At 70.3% G+C, this 18,341-nt stretch carries 16 protein-coding genes; 9 read left to right on the forward strand and 7 right to left on the reverse strand.

Translation table 11 applies throughout. The features are described from left to right. Window positions 1-72: 72 nt before the first annotated feature. On the forward strand, window positions 73-1,836 hold the full coding sequence (locus QSK10_RS09850) for a hypothetical protein (RefSeq protein ID WP_285662321.1): 1,764 nt from the start codon (window positions 73-75) through the stop codon (window positions 1,834-1,836). Window positions 1,837-1,956: 120 nt separating this feature from the next. Here the strand turns inward: QSK10_RS09850 and QSK10_RS09855 are convergent, their stop codons facing one another. Continuing rightward, window positions 1,957-2,487, reverse strand: a complete 531-nt coding sequence (locus tag QSK10_RS09855; RefSeq protein ID WP_285662322.1) for a hypothetical protein — start codon at window positions 2,485-2,487, stop codon at window positions 1,957-1,959. 151 nt (window positions 2,488-2,638) lie between these two features. Between QSK10_RS09855 and QSK10_RS09860 the strand changes: the two genes are divergently transcribed. Continuing rightward, window positions 2,639-2,968 (forward strand): MmcQ/YjbR family DNA-binding protein, encoded by a 330-nt coding sequence (locus QSK10_RS09860; RefSeq protein ID WP_285662323.1) that lies wholly within the window; start codon window positions 2,639-2,641, stop codon window positions 2,966-2,968. A 6-nt stretch (window positions 2,969-2,974) separates the two neighbouring features. On the opposite strand, the gene folE is transcribed toward QSK10_RS09860, so the two are convergent. Then, entirely contained in the window at window positions 2,975-3,613 is a 639-nt protein-coding gene (folE, locus tag QSK10_RS09865) for a GTP cyclohydrolase I FolE (RefSeq protein WP_285662324.1), read from the reverse strand. 1,442 nt (window positions 3,614-5,055) lie between these two features. Then, on the reverse strand, window positions 5,056-7,038 hold the full coding sequence (gene ftsH / locus QSK10_RS09870; RefSeq protein ID WP_285662325.1) for an ATP-dependent zinc metalloprotease FtsH: 1,983 nt from the start codon (window positions 7,036-7,038) through the stop codon (window positions 5,056-5,058). 242 nt (window positions 7,039-7,280) lie between these two features. Here ftsH and hpt point away from each other — a divergent pair, with 242 nt between their 5' ends. Further along, window positions 7,281-7,841: a hypoxanthine phosphoribosyltransferase gene (hpt, locus tag QSK10_RS09875; RefSeq protein WP_285662326.1), complete on the forward strand. Its 561-nt coding sequence runs from the start codon at window positions 7,281-7,283 to the stop codon at window positions 7,839-7,841. 66 nt (window positions 7,842-7,907) lie between these two features. On the opposite strand, the gene tilS is transcribed toward hpt, so the two are convergent. From tilS to dacB, 4 genes are read right to left on the reverse strand one after another with little or no spacing between them, the layout of a single operon-like run. Continuing rightward, entirely contained in the window at window positions 7,908-8,885 is a 978-nt protein-coding gene (gene tilS / locus QSK10_RS09880) for a tRNA lysidine(34) synthetase TilS (RefSeq protein ID WP_285662327.1), read from the reverse strand. Continuing rightward, window positions 8,885-9,940 (reverse strand): zinc-dependent metalloprotease, encoded by a 1,056-nt coding sequence (locus QSK10_RS09885; protein WP_285662328.1) that lies wholly within the window; start codon window positions 9,938-9,940, stop codon window positions 8,885-8,887. The genes tilS and QSK10_RS09885 overlap by 1 nt, the downstream gene beginning before the upstream one ends. A gap of 23 nt (window positions 9,941-9,963) precedes the next feature. After that, complete coding sequence (locus tag QSK10_RS09890) at window positions 9,964-10,437, reverse strand: phosphoribosyltransferase (RefSeq protein WP_285662329.1); 474 nt, start codon at window positions 10,435-10,437, stop codon at window positions 9,964-9,966. Next, the gene (gene dacB, locus QSK10_RS09895; protein WP_285662330.1) at window positions 10,422-11,747 is read right to left on the reverse strand and encodes a D-alanyl-D-alanine carboxypeptidase/D-alanyl-D-alanine endopeptidase; all 1,326 of its coding nucleotides are present in this window, start codon (window positions 11,745-11,747) and stop codon (window positions 10,422-10,424) included. Before dacB ends, QSK10_RS09890 begins: the two co-directional genes overlap by 16 nt. A gap of 138 nt (window positions 11,748-11,885) precedes the next feature. Between dacB and QSK10_RS09900 the strand changes: the two genes are divergently transcribed. From QSK10_RS09900 to mycP, 6 genes are all read left to right on the forward strand, one after another. After that, entirely contained in the window at window positions 11,886-12,389 is a 504-nt protein-coding gene (locus QSK10_RS09900) for an inorganic diphosphatase (RefSeq protein ID WP_285662331.1), read from the forward strand. 192 nt (window positions 12,390-12,581) lie between these two features. Then, a complete protein-coding gene (locus QSK10_RS09905; RefSeq protein WP_285662332.1) occupies window positions 12,582-13,412 on the forward strand; it encodes an LURP-one-related family protein in 831 nt (276 codons plus the stop codon). Between the two features lie 127 nt (window positions 13,413-13,539). Continuing rightward, complete coding sequence (locus tag QSK10_RS09910; protein WP_285662333.1) at window positions 13,540-14,817, forward strand: MFS transporter; 1,278 nt, start codon at window positions 13,540-13,542, stop codon at window positions 14,815-14,817. Window positions 14,818-14,909: 92 nt separating this feature from the next. Further along, window positions 14,910-15,227, forward strand: coding sequence for a type VII secretion target (locus QSK10_RS09915; protein ID WP_285662334.1), 318 nt, complete (start codon window positions 14,910-14,912; stop codon window positions 15,225-15,227). 11 nt (window positions 15,228-15,238) lie between these two features. Continuing rightward, window positions 15,239-16,843 (forward strand): alpha/beta hydrolase, encoded by a 1,605-nt coding sequence (locus QSK10_RS09920; protein WP_285662335.1) that lies wholly within the window; start codon window positions 15,239-15,241, stop codon window positions 16,841-16,843. A gap of 89 nt (window positions 16,844-16,932) precedes the next feature. After that, window positions 16,933-18,105, forward strand: a complete 1,173-nt coding sequence (gene mycP, locus QSK10_RS09925; RefSeq protein WP_285662336.1) for a type VII secretion-associated serine protease mycosin — start codon at window positions 16,933-16,935, stop codon at window positions 18,103-18,105. The last annotated feature ends 236 nt before the right edge of the window (window positions 18,106-18,341 follow it).

Here is an 18,341-nt window from a genome sequence, read left to right on the forward strand (position 1 = left end):
CGTCACGCTTTCTGGCCGGTTCCGTTAAACAAGGTGTCCCCCGCCTTCACGACCGGTAAAGGACGTGTCGTCATGGACTACGCCCTGCACGTGCACCTGGCCCCGCCCGGAGGCCGCGCCCGCCTGACCCCGCTGGAATGCGAGGGCGCCCACCGTCTGCTGCTCACCGGCCTCACCAGGGCCAGGCCCCAGGGGCCACCACCGGAATTGAGCGTCGAACCGTACGTGACGCATCTGGACCTGCGGCTGGAGGCGCCCTCGCTGGCCGCCGCCGAGGCCGACTGCCGCCGCACCGTCGAGCGGGTGCTGGCCGCCTCGAAGTACCTCACCGACTGGCGGCTGGAGTCCTGCGCGGTGCAGCTGGATCCGGATCTGGACCCGGAGTTCGCCGAAGGCGAGTTCGGCGACGAGGACGACGGCCCGGACCCGGACCCGCCGCGCGCGCTGGTCCTCGACGGCCGGGCCTCGCGGCTGCGCGCCGAGGCGGCGAAGGTGACCGCGTTCGGGCCGGAGATCTTCGGCCCAGACACCGATCCCGACGACGCCGACCTGGTCATCGGCGCGCTGATGCGCTCGGCGGAGCTGTTCCTGGACATCCTCGGCGAGGACGTGGCCACGCTCATCCGCTCCGGCCCGCACACCGTCGACGCCTCGCGGCTCTACATCGTCTCGATGCTGCCGCAGCATTACCGGCACCGCTACGACCTGGAGTTCGTCCGGCGCTTCCAGGCCGCGGCGATGAAGGTCGTCGACCGGCTCGCCGGGCCGGAGTGGACGCTGCCCGGCTCGCTCGCCGAGGCCCTGGCGCTGGCGCTGATCATCGAGAGCGGCGACGAGGCGCTGCGCCCGCTGGAGGGCGTCGACCTGGACGGCCTGCGCAAACTCCTGGCGGCCCTGCGCTTCCAGCTGCTGTCCAACGTGGACCACGAGTCGCTCTACGACCTGCCCGCCGACCATCCCGGCGACCCGGTCTTCGCCCACCTGCACGTCGCCCACGGCGTGGAGGACTGGTTCGTGCCGCGCCGGGGACGCGTCCACCCCTACCGGCAGCTCCCGGCGGCCTACGAGAACCACGTCCACGACGCCGATTGCGCGCCGACGGTGGACGAGATGCGCCGGGTCCTCGCCGATCGCGTCGGCGTCGACCCCGACCGGCTCATGACGGTGCTGGACCTGGCCGCGATCGGCCTCACCGACGCGCTGTGGACGCACGGGCCGGTCATGCGCTGGTTCGGGCAGCGGCGCATCTCCGACGGCGAGCTCCTGCGCACCACCATGCACACGGTGCATCACGTGCGCGAGTCGCTGCGGGAGTGGCGCCTGGCGTCCGGGATCGGCGTCGAGGCCACCGTCGCCGACTTCGCCGGGGCCGCCGAGACCGCCCCGGCCTTCGCGGCGGCGCTGGGGGCGTGGCTGACCGACCCGGAGCGCGTTTTGTCCACTGGGGACACCTACGGCGCCCTGGCGGCCGGCGACCGGCACGAGGCCGTCGACCACGTGGCGGCCGTGCTGGGCGGGTTCCTGCGCCAGATAGGCGAACTGGGCCTGCCGCGGACCCTGCTGGGCGCCGCCGCGCAGGCCGGGCTGACCCGCTACCACTGGTGGGGCGCCCCCGGCTGGCCCGACGAGGTCGAGCGGATCGTCGCGCTGGTCAGCGATCCCGGCCGCCGCGAATGGGGCCCGGACGGGCGCCTGGCCAGCGGCCTGCCGCCGCGTTCGGCGCACCTGGACGGCGAGCACATCCGTTTCGCGCTGCTGCACCGTCCCTGGACGCTGCGGACCGACGCGGCCGAGTGGTGCGCGCGGGCGGCGCACCTGGCCGGTCCGGAGAACTGAAGGCGGGCCGCCCGCGGATCCCCGATTTCTCGAAGATCACGCGGACGGCCCGCCGCCCCCTCGCCCTGTTCGGTGTGTCCGTCACTCCCCAGGGACGTTCATTCAGCCGTGCTCGCCGGGTTAGCTGGCGTACGGGTTCGCGCTCACCGACGCGTCGCCGTAGACGACCTGGTCGATCGCGCCGTCGCCGTCGGTGTCGGTCAGGGTCGCGTCGGCGATCCCGTCGCCGTCCCGGTCCAGGATCATCTCGTCGGCGACACCGTCGTGGTTGACGTCCTCGGCGTAGGTGTCGAGATTGCCGTCCTGGTCGGCGTCGATGGCCACCGCGTCCACGACACCGTCGTGGTTGGTGTCCTCGGAGACCTGGTCGACGGAGCCGTCGTGGTTGAAGTCGGAGACGATGGTGTCGGCGTAGCCGTCGTGGTTGTTGTCGAAGGCCTCGGAGTCGATGGTGCCGTTGCCGTCACCGTCGAGGTACAGGTGGTCCTGCACGCCATCGTTGTTGTCGTCTTCGTAAACGCCCTCGGCGTCACCGTTGTAGTCGGTGTCCACGGCGGTGGTGGAGTGGTCGCCGTAGTCCGCGGTGATCGCGTGGTCGTCGAGACCGTCGTTGTCGAAGTCCTCGTGACCCGGGGTGTCGAAGTCGCTCATCTCGTGGCCCTCCCATGTGGCTTACCGGCTGATGAGGAAACGATATGGCGATCCGGGCGCCTGTTAATCCCGGGTTAGTGCCACCCCGGGCGGGTCGACATCCCGGTCCGTAGTCGATTGATCACGACATGGGCGGTACGATGTGGAGGTCATGAGCACCGAACCCCTCGTCCGGCTACGCCGCATCTGCCTCGCCCTGCCCGAAACCTCCGAAGTGGACGGCACCGCCGAGGCCGCCTTCCGGGTGCGCGACAAGATCTTCGCCATGCGCCACCAGGTGTCCGAACGCGACTCGGTGTGGTTCAAGACCGAGCACGGCGAACGGCTCGTCACCGCGTCCCCCGCGCAGTTCTTCAACCCGCCCTACGTCGACCGGCACGGCTGGATCGGCGCGTGGCTCGACGTCGACCAGGACTGGGACGAACTCGCCGCCCTGCTGGTCGACGCTTACCGCATGACGGCGCCGGAGCTGGTTCCCTAGCTCTGGCTATTTGTTCAGGATGAGGCTCATCGCTTCGGCGCGGGTCTTGGCGTCGCGTTCCAGGACGCCGCGCACCGCCGAGGTGACCGTCTTCGCGCCGACCTTGCGGATGCCCCGCATCGCCATGCACATGTGCTCGCACTCGATGACGACGATCGCTCCCCGCGGCTCAAGCGCCGACATCAGCTGGTCGGCGATCTGGGTGGTGAGGCGCTCCTGCACCTGCGGGCGCCGCGAGTAGGCCTCGACCAGGCGAGCGAGCTTCGACAGGCCCGTGATGCGGCCGTGCTCGGCCGGGATGTAGCCCACGTGTGCCACGCCGAAGAACGGCAGCAGGTGGTGCTCGCAGAAACTCGTCACCTCGATGTCGCGCACGACGACCATTTCCTCGTGGTCCTCGGCGAAGGTGGTCTTGAGGATCTCGGCGGGATCGACGCGCAGACCCGCGAAGAGCTCGGCGTAGGCACGGGCGACGCGAGCGGGGGTGTCCTTGAGACCGTCGCGCTCGGGGTCCTCGCCGATCGCGATGAGGATCTCCCGCACCGCCGCCTCGATGCGCTTGAGGTCGACGACGTCCTCGACGGGGAGGCCGTGGAGACGGCCGTCGACCAGCCGGGCGGCGACGTGATCAAGTTTCTCGTTCACGGGGATAGGGTACGTGGCGGGCGGGAGGGGGGTGGGGGAAAGGGAGGGAGGTCTCAGGGGGTGGGGTCCTCCCGCCGTCTTTCGGCTTGCGGGCCGTGGGCATCACCCAGCCCATGCCCGGGCCGTCGGGGTCATGCCGTCTCACCGGGCCGGGGTTCACCTCGCGGGCCGCTCCCAGCAGCCCTTCAGCTAGCGCGCCTCGGCTCTCACCACGTCGACCCGCGCCCATCTCTCGGCTTGCCATCTCTCGCCCCGCCATCTCTCGCCCCGCCATCTCTCGCCCCGCCATCTCTCGCCCCGCCATCTCTCGCCCCGCCATCTCTCGCCCCGCCATCTCTCGGCTTGCGGGCCGTGGACCCCACCCAGCCATGGCCCGGGCCGTCGGGGTCACGCCGTCTCGCTGGCCGGAGTGCGCCTCACGAGGCCCCTCTCAGTGGCTTCCAGTCGCCACGCCTCGGCTCTCACTCCATCCGCTGGCTCGGCCCCGCGCTGCCCCAGCCCGCGCCACGCTCTTCTCGCCCCTCCCCTCGCCTTCTCTCGGCTTGCGGGCCGCGCACCTCACCCCAAGCCCACGCCCGGCCACCGGGGGCACGCCATCCCGCCTCCCGAGCCCCACTCCTCGGCCTCGTCCCATCCCAGCCGCCTGCACCAGCCCGGCCCGCACCACCCCGGCCCGCACTGGCCTTGTCGTGCCTCTCTCCCTGCCCCGTCCCCTTCCATCCCCACCCTGGTCGTTCGGGTTGCTGCCTGCGGATCTTCCGTCGTTCGGCCTCGGCGACGGTGAACGAGGAACCTGGGGGTGTCAAGACGGTAGAGCGTGTCTTGACACCCCCAGAACCCTCGTTCCAAAGACCCGTCAGGCCGCACGCCGAAAGATCCAGCTCTCGAAGGAAAGGTTGTGCGGGGCCTCGTCTTGGGCGACGGCCAGGTTCGTCGGCTGCGGGTCAGGTCAAGAGCCCTACCCTGCTACGCATCGCACCCGGGTTGTGACATCGTCCCCGGTTCTCGTCTCGGGCGGGCTTCACCCATCGCTGGCGTGTTTTGCCCAGCTCTTGCCTTCGTCTCGCGCTTGCTGCACTTCACGCCGCGCACATCGCACCCAGCCTGTCTTCGTCTCGCCCCCACCGTACGAGGCTTCGCTCATCGCACCGGCTTGCCTTACGTCTACCGCCCTGCCTCGGGCCGGCTTCACCCATCGCCGCGTGGGTTGCCCGGCTCTTGCCTTCGTCACCGAGCCGTCTTCCCCCTCCCCGCCCCTCTCCCTCCCCCTCCCTCCATCCCACCCTCCCCGGCCCTCTCTCACCCCGTCCTCCCTCCCCACCCTTCTCTCACCCCGTCCGCCCTTTCCCCCTCCTCCTCTCTCCCCCTCCTCTCCCCGGGCACGCAAAAGGGCCGCCCTCGCGGGCGGCCCTTTGTGCTGCTTCTGCCTTGCTGCGCTGTTGCTACAGGTCTGTCGTGTTCAGCGTGTCGCCGAGTGCCTTGCTGCCGTTGCTCTCCGCCTGGGCCTTCAGTTCGGTCACGTCCGCGGAGGTCGTGATCGGGGGCCGGTCGGAGGGCTTGCGCTTGCCGAAGCCGTTGAAGGGGGCCATCGGGGGGCGCTTTTGGACGCGCTCGGAGAGGCGGGCCATGTCCTCGCGGGACAGGGTTTCCTTCTCCAGGAGTTCGCGGACCATGTCGTCGAGGACGTCGCGGTGCTCGACGAGGATCTCCCAGGCTTCGTCGTGGGCGATCTCGATGAGGCCGCGGACCTCGGCGTCGATGTCGGCGGCGATGGCGTCGCTGTAGTCGCGCTGGTGGCCCATGTCGCGGCCCAGGAAGGGCTCCGAGGAGGAGGTGCCGTACTTGATGGCGCCGAGTTTGGCGGACATGCCGTACTCGGTGACCATGCCGCGGGCCAGTTTGGTGGCCTTGGAGATGTCATCGCCGGCGCCGGTGGTGGGCTCGTGGTAGACGAGCTCCTCCGCGGCACGACCACCGAGCGCGTAGGCCAGGGTGTCGATCATCTCGCTGCGGGTCTGGGTGTACTTGTCCTCGGTGGGCAGGACCAGCGTGTGGCCGAGGGAGCGGCCGCGCGGCAGGATCGTGACCTTGTGGACGGGCGCCAGGTGCGGGAGGGCCATGGCCACCAGGGCGTGGCCGCCCTCGTGGTAGGCGGTGACCTTCCGCTCCTTCTCGCTCATCGCGCGGGTGCGGCGCTCGGGGCCGGCGATGACGCGGTCGATGGCCTCTTCGAGGCTGTCGTTGCTGATCGCCTTGAGGTTGTGGCGGGCGGTCAGCAGGGCGGCCTCGTTGATGACGTTCGCCAGGTCCGCGCCGGAGAAGCCGGGGGTGCGGCGGGCGATGGTGTCGAGGTCGACGTTCGGCTCGAACGGCTTGCCCTTGGCGTGGACGGCCAGGATCGCGCGGCGGCCGGCCAGGTCGGGCGCGTCGACGGCGATCTGCCGGTCGAAGCGGCCCGGGCGCAGCAGGGCGGGGTCCAGGATGTCGGGACGGTTCGTCGCGGCGATCAGGATGACGCCGCCCTTGGTGTCGAAGCCGTCCATCTCGACCAGGAGCTGGTTGAGGGTCTGCTCGCGCTCGTCGTGACCGCCGCCCAGGCCGGCGCCGCGGTGGCGTCCGACGGCGTCGATCTCGTCGACGAAGACGATGGCGGGCGCATTGGCCTTGGCCTGCTCGAACAGGTCGCGGACGCGGGAGGCGCCCACACCGACGAACATCTCCACGAAGTCCGAACCGGAGATCGAGTAGAACGGGACGCCGGCCTCGCCGGCGACGGCGCGCGCCAGGAGCGTCTTACCGGTTCCGGGCGGGCCGAAGAGCAGCACGCCCTTCGGGATCTTGGCGCCCAGGGCCTGGTACTTCGACGGGTCCTGGAGGAAGTCCTTGATCTCCTCCAGCTCCTGCACGGCCTCTTCGGCACCGGCCACGTCGGCGAACGTGGTCTTGGGCGTGTCCTTGCTGACCAGCTTGGCCTTGGACTTGCCGAAGTTCAGGACCCGCGACCCGCCACCCTGCATCTGCGACATGAACAGCAGCAGCAGGACGACGATGATCACGATGGGGAGGAGGTTGATCAGGAAGGCGACCCAGATCGACTCCTCGGTGACCTTCACGTCCCACGCGGGGGCGGTGGTGACCTTCGGGTAGATCTCGTCGATGGCCTGCGCCGGGACGTAGGCCTGGATCTTCGAGACGGACTTGCCGTCGACGTTGATCGGGTTGTTCAGTTCGAGCTGAAGGATCTGTTCCTTGTCCTCCAGCACCGCCTTCTTGACGTTGCTGTTGCCGAACTGGGCCATCGCCACAGACGTCTCGGCCTCGGTGTACTCGCTACCACCGGAGAACATCGTGGCGATGAGGACCACACCGAGGATGACGAGGACAATCCAGACGAATGGCCTGCGGAAGAATCGCGTACGCTCCATACTGCTGCGGGCCTCTACGCCCGACCCCTCCCGTGAGAAAAGGTTGACGGTCCTCGCTCGGCCCGTTGGGTAGGCCGACCGCACCGGTGGTCCGGCCATTCGACGTTACACCGTTGCAACCGTCTGCCGCCTGCGGCGTTCACCACCCTGGTGCTTAACACACCATTATTCGCGGTCGATGTGATGAAGGATGCCCGGGGTACGCCGTGGAGATCGCGGGGCCGCCTGGCAGGCTGGTGACCATGACGGCCGAGTGGTACGCCGACGACATCGAACGAGTCATCTTCAGCGCCGATGACATCGCCAAGAAGACCGCCGAGCTGGGCCGGCAGGTCTCAGCCGACTACGCCGACACCGACGGCCTGCTGCTGGTGGGGGTGTTCAAGGGCGCGGTCATGTTCATGGCCGACTTCGCCCGGTCCCTCTCCGTGCCGGTCGAGCTGGAGTTCATGGCCCTGTCCTCCTACGGGCAGCGCGCCACCTCCTCCGGCGTCGTGCGCATCCTCAAGGACCTCGACCGCGACATCGCCGGACGCCACGTCCTGGTCGTGGAGGACGTGGTCGACTCCGGCCTGACCCTGTCGTGGCTGCTGCGCTACCTCAACGGGCGCGGACCGGCCAGCCTCGAAGTGGTCTCGCTGATCCGCAAGCCCGAGTCGATGCAGGTCGAGCTCCCGGTCAAGTACGTGGGCTTCGACATGGGCCAGGAGTTCGTCGTCGGATACGGCATGGACTACGCGGAGAAGTACCGCGAGCTGCCGTTCCTGGGCGTGCTCAAGCCCGAGGTCTACTCGCGCGGCTAGCCCCGGCTCCGACCCGGTATCGGAACCGTCCTCACGTCCCCCGGCCACGTCGGGGGACGTGATCTTTCACAGGACCGGGCCGCCCACCAGGCGCGTCCCGACCCTGCGCACCTCTCTACTCCCCGGCAGCTGCACCGGGCCCTGCCCGTGCCAGTCGGTGATGAGCCGGTCCAGCTCGCTCACGTGCCCGTGGTTCAGCCCCGAACCCGGCACCCCCAGCAGCCGTGCCCAGGTGTGCAGGACGCGCGTCCGCAGCGCCCTCGGCTGCCCGGCGAGCGCCGCCACGTCCAGGCTCGCGTCGCTCCCGGCGGCGCGGGCGGTGAGGCGCGCGGCGAGGCCGTTGAGGACGCGGTTGTCGTCGGCGACGAGCCGCGCGGTGCGCGCGAGGTTGGCGCTCAGGCCCGGCCCGAGGACCTCGGTGAGGGCGGGCATGAGGGCCCGCAGCGCGCTGCGCCGGTAGGCGGGGTCGGCGTTGTGGGGGTCGTCCCAGGTGGGCAGGTCCTGTTCGGCGCAGGCCTTGGTGAGGACCTCGCGGGGCAGGTCGAGCAGCGGGCGCCGGTAGTGGCCGCGGCGTTCGGGCATCCCGGAGATGCCGCGGGGGCCGCCGCCGCGCGCCAGGGCCAGCAGGACCGTCTCGGCCTGGTCGTCGCGGGTGTGCCCGAGCAGGACCGCGGCAGCGTCGTGGCGTTCGGCGGCGTCGTCGAGGGCGGCGTAGCGGACCGAGCGGGCGGCGTTCTCGGGTCCGCCGTCGCTGGGGTCGACCTCGACGGTGATGATCTCGACGGGGTCGAAGCCTTGATGGCGGGACCATTCGGCGAACTCGGCGGCGCGCGCGGCCGAGCCCTCCTGGAGTCCGTGGTCGATGGTGGCGAATCCGGCGCGCAGGCCCAGGCGGGGCGCGACGAAGGCGGTGGCGGCGGCCAGGGCCATCGAGTCGGGCCCGCCGGAGCAGGCGGCGATGACCATGCGGCCGGGGTCGAGGTCGGACAGGGCCCGGCGGACGGCGAGGCGGGTCTGGGCGACCGCGCGCGGCAGCGGCGGCATCAGGGGCCGACCCGGGCGATCCACGCGGCGGGGTCGGCGAGTTCGGCGCGGGTGGGGAGGGTCTCGGGGGAGGTCCAGACGCGGTTGAAGGCGTCCATGCCGACGCGGGTGACGACGGCTTCGACGTAGGCGCGGCCCTCGGCGTACTGGCGCATTTTCATGTCGACGCCGAGGAGGCGGCGGATGACGCGCTCGATGGGGTTGCCGGCGGAGCGGCGCTTGTCGAACTTGCCGCGGATCTGGGCGACGGTGCCGATGACCTCGGGGCCGACGCCGTCCATGACGTACTCGGCGTGGCCTTCGAGGAGGGTCATGAGGGCGGTGATGCGGTCGACGATGGCCTTCTGGCCCTCGGTGATGACGGCGTCCATGACCCCGCCGCCGTCGTTGTCGCGGGTGGCCTCGGCGATGGCGGACACCGCGCGGGAGACGCGTTCGGTCCAGGGTTCCTCGTCGGGTCCCGAGGCGTCGGCGAAGGCGGCGATCTCGGCGGTGAAGTGCTCGCGGAGCCAGGGGACGGCGGTGAACTGGGTGCGGTGGGCGACCTCGTGGAGGCAGACCCAGAGGCGGAAGTCGCGGGGGTCGGCTTCGAGTTTGCGCTCGCTCTCCAGGATGTTGGGGGCGACCAGCAGCAGTTGCCCCTTCTCCTCGCCGCTCTGCTTGCCTTTTTCGGCTCCGCCGAAGATCTCGTACTGGCCCAGGACGCGCCCGGAGAGGTAGGCGAGGACGGTCCCGGCCTGGACGGCGGTCACGCGCGGTCCCAGGGCGCGCGTGAGCGGCCCGGGGTTCCCGGCGAGCTTGTCGGCGAGCGGTTCGATGACCCTGGCCAGGCCGTCGATGTTGGCGCGCGCCCAGTCGGGCCGGTCGACCACGCGGACGGGCGAGCCACCGCCTTCCAGCCCGGTGAAGGCCGCGACGTGCCCGGCGGCCTCGTCGGCGAGGCGGCGCAGGTCGGCCACGATGGCCGCCGCCTCCTCGAAGGTCACGGCGGGCCCGGTCTTGCCGAGGGAACGGGCGGTTCGGGCGGCCAGCTCCCAGTCCACGAACTGCGTCATGCGGTCAACCGTACGCATGCCGGTCAGGTCAGCGCGACCAGTCCGAGGTCCTCGGCGACGTCGGGCGGGCACAGCGCCAGGAGGGCGACCACGCCGAGCCAGGTCGCGCCGTGGTGGATGAGCAGGCCGCGGACGGCGGCGGCCTGCGCTCCGGTGTCGACGAGGTCGTCGACGAGGAGGACGCGCTCGCCGGGGCGGATCATGCCCTCGGCGACGGCGAGGGTGATGGTCCCGTCGGCTTCGGGGCGTTTCTGGACGCCGATGAAGCCGAGGCCGAGGTGGGTGGCGACGAGGGGCCCGAGGAGGTAGCCGGAGGACTGGGCCCCGGCGATGGCGTCGGTGTCGGCGGGCACGAGTTCGGCGAGCGCGGGCCCGAGGAGGGCGAGGAGTTCGGGGTCGCGCCACCAGTGGAGGGTGGCGATGCGGTCCCCGGCGTGGACGGTGCGTTCGCGCAGGAGCGCGCGGGCGCGTTCGGCCGCCGTCACCGGCAGCCGCATCCGGCCAGGGCGGTGGCGATGCGGTCGAGGGTGTGCTGGGCCTCGAACATGTTGCCGCGCTTGTTGACCAGGACGGCGAAGGTGAGTTCGCGGCCGCCGGCGTCCAGGACCGAGCCGGCCAGGGCGGAGACCTCGGCGAGGGTGCCGGTCTTGGCGCGGACGAGGCCCTTGCCGCCGAGGGTCTGCTCGTGGCCGTAGCGCTGGTCGAGGGTGCCGGTGTACCCGGCGACGGGGAGGGCGGCGAAGACGGGCCGCAGCTCGGGGTGGCCGGGTCCGGCGGCCTTGGCGAGCAGGGCGGAGAGGAATCCGGCGGTGACCTTGTTGTCGTAGGACAGGCCGGAGCCGTCGACGATGTGGATCTGCTCGGCGGGCAGGCCCAGTTCGCCGAAGACGCGGGCGACGGCGTTGGCGCCGTCCTGGAAGGAGCCGGGCAGGCCCTTGGCGAGGGCGATCTGCTTGAGGAGCATGTCGGCGACGATGTTGTCGCTGGCCATGACGGTCTCTTCGATGAGGCGGCGCATGGGCGGCGAGTGGACGACGCCGAGCTCCTGCGCGGAGGGGTCGGCGCGGCCGGGCTGGATGCGGGCCTGGGCGCCGAGCGCGGTGGCGAAGATCTTGGCGGTGGCGGCGGCGGGGTCGTCGAAGCGGGGGACGCCGGCGTCATGGCGCTGGGCGCCGGCGGTGCCGTCGCCGGGGTTGACGGTGATGCGCGCGCCGTTGGTCATGAGGGCGGTGGCGGGGGCGGTCCAGCCGGCGGTGACGTCGAGGGGGTCGACGCCGGGGGCGAGGCCGTCGCCGCTGAAGGCGCTGGTGTCGAAGGTGACGGTGGTGATCTGCTGGTCGCCGAGGGCCTTCTTGACCTGTCCGGCGAGGTCGGTGAGGCTGGCCGAGCCGGGGTAGTAGCCATTGCCGTCGGCCGAGAGTGTGGGGTCGCCCTGGCCGATGAGGACGACCTCGCCGGGGTTGGCGCCCTTCACCACGCGGGTGGGGATGCGGTAGTCGGGGCCGCGGGTGGCCAGGATCGCCGAGGCGATGGCGATCTTGTTGGTCGAGCCGGGGATGAGCGGCACGCCGTCGCCGGAGCCGTAGAGGAGCTCGCCGGTGGCCGCGTCGTGGACGGCGAGGCCGACGACGGCGGCGTCGAAGCCGATGGAGGTCATCGCGGGGGCCAGTGCGGCGCCGATGCCGTCCTTGGTGGGTTTGTCCGTTCCGGACGGCGGGTTCAGCGCGGCGGCCGGTCCCGGTTCGGCCTCGAAGGTGATGGTGCCGGTGGCATCACTCTGGGTGCAGGCGCTCAGCAGGAGCGTCAAGGATAGTCCGAGGAGGGCCGCCGTTCGGCGTTTGTATGAGATTGCGCTCGTCACCCGGGGGTCTCCTCGACGCTGTGAGCATGGCTAGGCAAGACTACTTGGTGTATACAGGCCCAACGATGTGCGCGAGGAGACGCCGTGGAGTTCGACGTCACCATTGAGATCCCCAAGGGGAGCCGGAACAAATACGAGATCGACCACGAGACCGGTCGTATCCGTCTTGACCGGACCCTGTTCACGGCCACGCAGTACCCGGCCGATTACGGGTTCATCGATGACACTCTCGGCTTGGACGGGGATCCGCTCGACGCGCTCGTCCTGGTGCCGGAACCGACCGTGCCGGGGTGCCTGATCCGCGCCCGCGCGATCGGCATGTTCCGCATGTCGGACGAGAAGGGGCAGGACGACAAGGTCCTGTGCGTTCCCGCGTCCGACCCCCGCGCCGAGCACCTGCGCGACATCCACCACATGCCGGAGTTCGACCGGCTGGAGATCGAGCACTTCTTCCGGGTCTACAAGGACCTGGAGCCCGGCAAGAGCGTCGAGGGTGCTTCGTGGGTGGGGCGCACCGAGGCCGAGGCGGAGATCCGCCGTTCGGTGGAGCGCATGAAGGAGCACGCCGCCGAGCACGGTGGCCACTGATCCCATTCCTCACGATGGTGTGGGGACGAGGGGCCCGCGTCGTTTCGGCGCGGGTCTCTTTTTCGCCCGCCGTCCGGTGGGGCGGCCGGGGCGAAACGCGGGTCACCGATTTCGGTGAACGTGGCGTGTCGGCTTGACGCGGCAGGTGAGCGGTGTGCCGGCGGGTTGACCGGGTCGATACACTCTGCTGCCATGAGCGGAGCTAACCCCCCAGGCTGGCATCCCGACCCGAGTGGCAGCGGGCAGCTGCGCTGGTGGGACGGCACCCAGTGGACCAACAACACCCGTCCCCCGGAGCAGCGCCAGGCGTCCTCGCTGGAGAAGATCGCCGAGCTGGACGTCTCCGGCGGCCACGACGCCTCGCAGATCCAGCGCCAGGTGCAGCAGCAGGCCGGTGTCGGCCCGATCGCGGCCGGCGGCGGGACGATCTTCTCCGAGCCGGTGCTGGTGGTCAACCAGAAGACCAAACTGATCGAGGTGTCCACCGAGTACTCGGTGTTCAACCAGCAGGGCCAGCAGATCGCCAAGGTCGAGCAGATCGGCCAGAACGCGTTCAAGAAGGTCGTGCGGTTTCTGGGCTCCTATGACCAGTTCTTCACGCACAAGTTCCAGGTCAGCGACGGCCACGGGCAGCCCCTGCTCTACCTGACGCGCCCGGCCAAGATCTTCAAGTCGAAGATCATCGTGCAGGCCGGCAACGGCGGCACCATCGGCGAGATCAAGCAGAACAACGTGTTCGGCAAGATCAATTTCTCCTTCCTGGTCAACGGGCAGGAGATCGGCCAGATCCGCGCGGAGAACTGGCGCGCCTGGAACTTCGCCATCGTCGACCACACCGGCGCCGAGGTCGCCCGCATCACCAAGACCTTCGAGGGCGTCCTGAAGACGATGTTCACCAACGCCGACAACTACGTCGTGCAGCTGCACCGCCCGCTCCAGGACCCGATGCTGTCGATGGTCATCGCCTCGGCGCTGACCGTGGACGTGGCCCTGAAGCAGGACGCGCGCGGCCTGGGCGGCTAGTCCGTCCGTACGCTTCAAAGGAGCCCCGGCGATGCCGGGGCTCCTTCTTCATATGACCGGTGTCTCAGTGACCGGGCGCACGGTAAAACCTCTGGCCCTGACGCGTCCTTGACGCCAGACTCCCCCCGTGCCGCTGTTCACACTCGATCTTCGCCCGCTGCGCCGCCGCGATTTCCGGCTCTACTACACCGGCTCGGCGATCTCGGCGTTCGGGTCGATGATCTCCACCGTCGTCATCCCGTTCCAGGTCGCCAAGATGACCCAGTCACCGGTCCTGGTGGGCCTGCTGGGGCTGTGCGAGCTGGTGCCGCTGCTGTTCACCTCGTTCATCGGCGGCGCGCTGGCCGACTACGTCGACCGCCGCAGGCTCGTCCTGTGGTGCGAGGTCGCGCTGACCGGCCTGACGGGCCTGCTGCTGCTGAACTCACTGGTCGGCAAACCGCAGCTGTGGGCGCTGTACGTGATCGCGGCCCTCACCACCGCGCTGGCGGGCCTGGCCCGGCCCAGCCGCGACTCGCTGATCCCGCGTCTGGTCGAGCCGCACGAGATCCCGGCGGTGTCGGGGCTCCAGTCGACCTACTGGAACGTCTCGGCGATCGCCGGGCCCGCCATCGCCGGGTTCATGCTCGCCCACGTCCACCTCGCCTGGGTCTACGCCATCGACCTGGCCACCTTCGCGGTGTCGCTGGCCTGCCTGGCGCTGGTGCGGGCGGTGCCGCCGCCACCGGACGCCGACCGGCCGAGCGTGAAGTCGGTGCTCGAAGGGCTCCGCTACGCCAAGCGCCGCCCCGAGCTGCTGGGCACCTACCTGGTCGACATGAACGCGATGTTCTTCGGCATCCCCACCGCGCTGTTCCCGTTCCTGGCCCTGCAGTTCGGCGGGCCGCAGGTCCTGGGGCTCCTGCACGCCGCGCCCGCCGCGGGCGCGCTGCTGGCCTCGGCGACCTCCGGCTGGGCCGGGCGCGTCCACCGGCACGGGCTGGTGGTCCTGGTCGCGGCCGGGATCTGGGGCCTGGGCATCCTCGGCTTCGGGCTCTCACCGAACCTGTGGCCGGCCCTGGCGTGCCTGGCCGTCGCGGGTGGCGCCGACATGATCTCGGGCATGTTCCGGGGCATCATCTGGAACCAGACGATCCCCGACCGGCTGCGCGGCCGCCTGGCCGGCATCGAGCAGCTGTCCTACCTGTCCGGCCCGACCCTGGGCAACCTGGAGGCGGGCGCGGCCACCAAGCTCTTCGGCATCGGCGGCTCGGTGATCTTCGGCGGCGTGATGACGATCGTCGGGACCGGCGCGCTGGCGCTGTGGCTGCGGTCCTTCGTCACCTACGACGGCCGCGAGGGCATCGCCCGCAAGGAGAAAGAGGAGGCCGAATTCACCGCGCGACGTGAGGCTACCGCCACGTAGTTCTCCATTATGGACGCTTCGTATCCCTTCCATCGTCACTTCCGTCCCTCTACAGTGGCCACTGTCGTGTCCAAATGAAGGGATTTTCTGGCATGGAAGTCGATGTCGCCCAGATGCGGCGCGCGGGCATGAAGGTACGCACTATCGGCATGGACGCGCAGAACTATTTAGAACGGGAGAAGGGCTCCCTGGAGTTCGGCTCCCAGGGCAATGAGGGCTTCGCGACCATGGCGGCGCTGAAGTCGGCGGTGGAGAAGCTGCACCGCCAGACCTCGCGGCTGGCGGCCGACTCGCAGGAGACCGCCGCCAACGTCAACCGCGCCGCCGACGCCCACCAGGCCAACGAGAAGGCGCAGGCCGACAACTTCACCGGCAACCTCAATGCCCTGACCACTCTGCTGGGGCCGTGATGGTGACCTTCATGCAGCTGCGCGCGGCGCAGACCTCGCACCTGGAGAACACCGCCACCAGTGCCCGCCGCGTGTCCCGCGAGATGGAGCAGTACGCCGCCGACACCTCCCGGTGGCGGCGTAACCTCGCCGGCGGCTGGCAGGGCCGCGACGCCTCGGCCGCCGACGTGCAGCTGGCGGCGCAGGAGGGCTCCTATCAGCAGGCCGCGCGCTCCTACGGGCGCCTGGACGACGTGGTCGCGTTCTTCTCCAACGAGATCGACCTCGCCAAGCGCACCCTGGAGCGCGGTGTGGAGCTGGCCAACTCCATCCCGGGCCGGGTCGGCGAGGACGGCGCGATCCAGGTCGACTGGGCCGCCTTCGGTCCCCGCCCCTCGGCGGAGGTCGTCCAGCACGCCAAGCAGCGCGCGATGGAGGCGGCCCAGCTGATCCGGCAGGCGCTGATGCGCGCCAACTCCGCCGACCGGCAGGCGGCCTCGGCGCTCAACTCGCTGGTGCTGCCCACCGCGTCCAACGTGACCCCCGGTTCCAGCTCGATCCCCCAGCGCGGAACCGATCCCCGCAAGGTCAAGGCCTGGTGGGACGGGCTCTCTCCGGAGCAGCGGCAGCACCTGGTCGACACCGAGCCGAAGCAGATCGGTTCCCTCGACGGCGTTCCCGCCGAGACCCGGGACACCGCCAACCGCCTGGCGATCGGCCGCGAACGCGAGTTCATCGGCACCCGCCGCGAGTTCCTGGAGGGGCGGCTGGCCGAACTCAAGTCCCCCGACGGGAGCCTCACGTCCGCGCAGGCCTACCAGATGGGCGAGGTCAACCGCGAGCTCAAGGACCTCGACGCCCGCAAGGCCAACCTGGACAGCCTGGACCACCAGCTCGCGCGCACCGACCTCCAGGGCTCCAAGGAGCGGATGTACCTGCTCAACTACGATTCTGCCGCCGACGGCCAGGCGGTGATCTCGGTGGGCAACCCCGACACCGCCGATTCGATCGTCACCTACGTGCCCGGTACGACCGCCGACGTTCCCGGCATCGACGGCGACGTCAACCGTGCACTGTGGATGCAGGCCGACGCCACCGCCGCCGACCCGGCGCGCAAGACGGCGGCGATCACCTGGCTGGGCTACGACGCGCCGGACAAGGTCTTCCCCAACGCGATGTCGTCCAGCTACTACAAGTCGGCCGCCGACGATCTGGCCTCGTTCCAGCAGGGTCTGCGCGCCACCCACCAGGGCCCGCCGTCGATCAACACGCTCATGGGCCATTCCTATGGCGCGTCGGCGATCGGCTACACCGCCAACCACTACAACGTGGAGGTGGACAACCTGGTGTCGGTGGCCAGCCCCGGCGGCGGCGCGGGCCTGTGGGGCGACGCCTCGTCCTATCAGGGCATCCGCGCCGATCACGTGTGGGCGACCCGCGCGCCCGACGACCCGATCCGCTTCGTGGCGCAGATCCACGGCAACGACCCCATCGACTCCGACTACGGCGGCCGCGTCTTCCCCGCCTCCCCCGGCGGCCACTCCGGCTACTGGGACGGCACCAACGTCGCCCGCGGCCACTTCGCCGACATCATCACCGGCCACTACGACCGCGTCCCCCGCGGCACCCAGGACTGACCGCTTCGACCGGCGCGGGCCGGTCTTGCCCCTCCCCGGCCACTGCGCCAGGATCGGGCGAGACCGGCCCGTTCCATCCAAGGTGGACCATGCAGCACCGACGCGGACGCCTCTCCGCCGCCACAGCCGCCGCCCTCACGGCCCTCACCTCGGCCGTCCTGATCGGCGCCGCCCCCTCCTCCCCAGCCCTCGCCGCCGAGAAGTGCGAAGCCGAAAGCCGCACCACACCCCTATCCCACGTCCCCTGGCCCCTCCAGCGCCTCCAACCCGAACGCGTCTGGCCCCTCACCCGCGGCGCCGGCGTGAAAGTCGCCGTCATCGACTCCGGCGTCGGCGAACACCCCCTCCTGGCCGGCAAGGTCAAAGCCGTCGACATGGCCGGCGACAAACTCGGCGCCCGCTGCGACCTGGCCTCCCACGGCACCATCGTCGCCGGAATCATCGCCGCCAGCGACACCGAATCCTCGCCCTTCCACGGCCTCGCCCCCGACGCCACGATCCTTTCGTACCGCGTCATCCAGGACATGGAACGCTCCTCCAGCCAGGACAGCACCAAACCCATCGTCGACGCCATCCGACTGGCAGTCCAAGACGGCGCCGACGTCATCAACCTCTCCCTCACCGCCATCGCCACCCCAGCCCTGGAACAGGCGATCCAATACGCCTACGACCACGACGTAGTCGTCGTAGCCGCCGCCGGAAACAGCGGCGTCCAAGGCGCCAAGGAATACCCCGCCGCCTACGAAACGGTCATAGCCGTCGCCGGCCTCTCCCCCACCGGCACCCACGTGGACACGAGCTCAGTACGCCCCTACGTCGACATCGCCGCCCCCGGCGAACAAATCGACGGACCGGCACCAGCAGGCGGCGGCTTCGGCCGCCTGTCCGAAGGCGGAACAAGCTTCGCCGCCCCCTACGTATCGGCAACCGCAGCCCTCCTCCGCAGCTACTACCCCGGCATGAAACCCGACGAAGTGGCCAAACGCATCACCGCAACGGCAACCCACCCCGCAGAAGGCTGGAACCCCCTCGTCGGCTGGGGAGAAATAGACCCCTACCGCGCAGTCACAACCGTCATGCCCACGACCCAGGAATCACGATCGGCACAACCAGCGGTGGCCCCGGCAGAACAAACCGACCCCGGCGCAACGGCAAGAGGAAGGGCACTCGCCCTGACGGGAGCTGCGGCAGGAGTGGTGGGAGCACTGCTGGTGGTGCGATTCGTGGTACCGCGAGGAAGACGACGAGGGTGGAAGGCGTAGCGGCGTAGCGGAGGGGGAGAGGAAGAACGGAACGGCGTGCCGCTCGACCGGCTCGACGAAGGCTTCGGGTCGTGCGAGCCGGGTAGAGCCGACAGCGGCGAGAGCGTGCCCGTGAGAGGGACCACGCGGGGTGAGGCGACCCCAGGCGGGCGTGTGCGGCGGGGCGGGAACAAGAAGTGCGGGCACGCGGAAGCACGGGACGAACGGCGAGCGAGGGACAAGGGGCAAGCGGCCAG

This window comes from Actinorhabdospora filicis (genome assembly GCF_030269765.1).
Lineage (GTDB): Bacteria > Actinomycetota > Actinomycetes > Mycobacteriales > Micromonosporaceae > Actinorhabdospora > Actinorhabdospora filicis.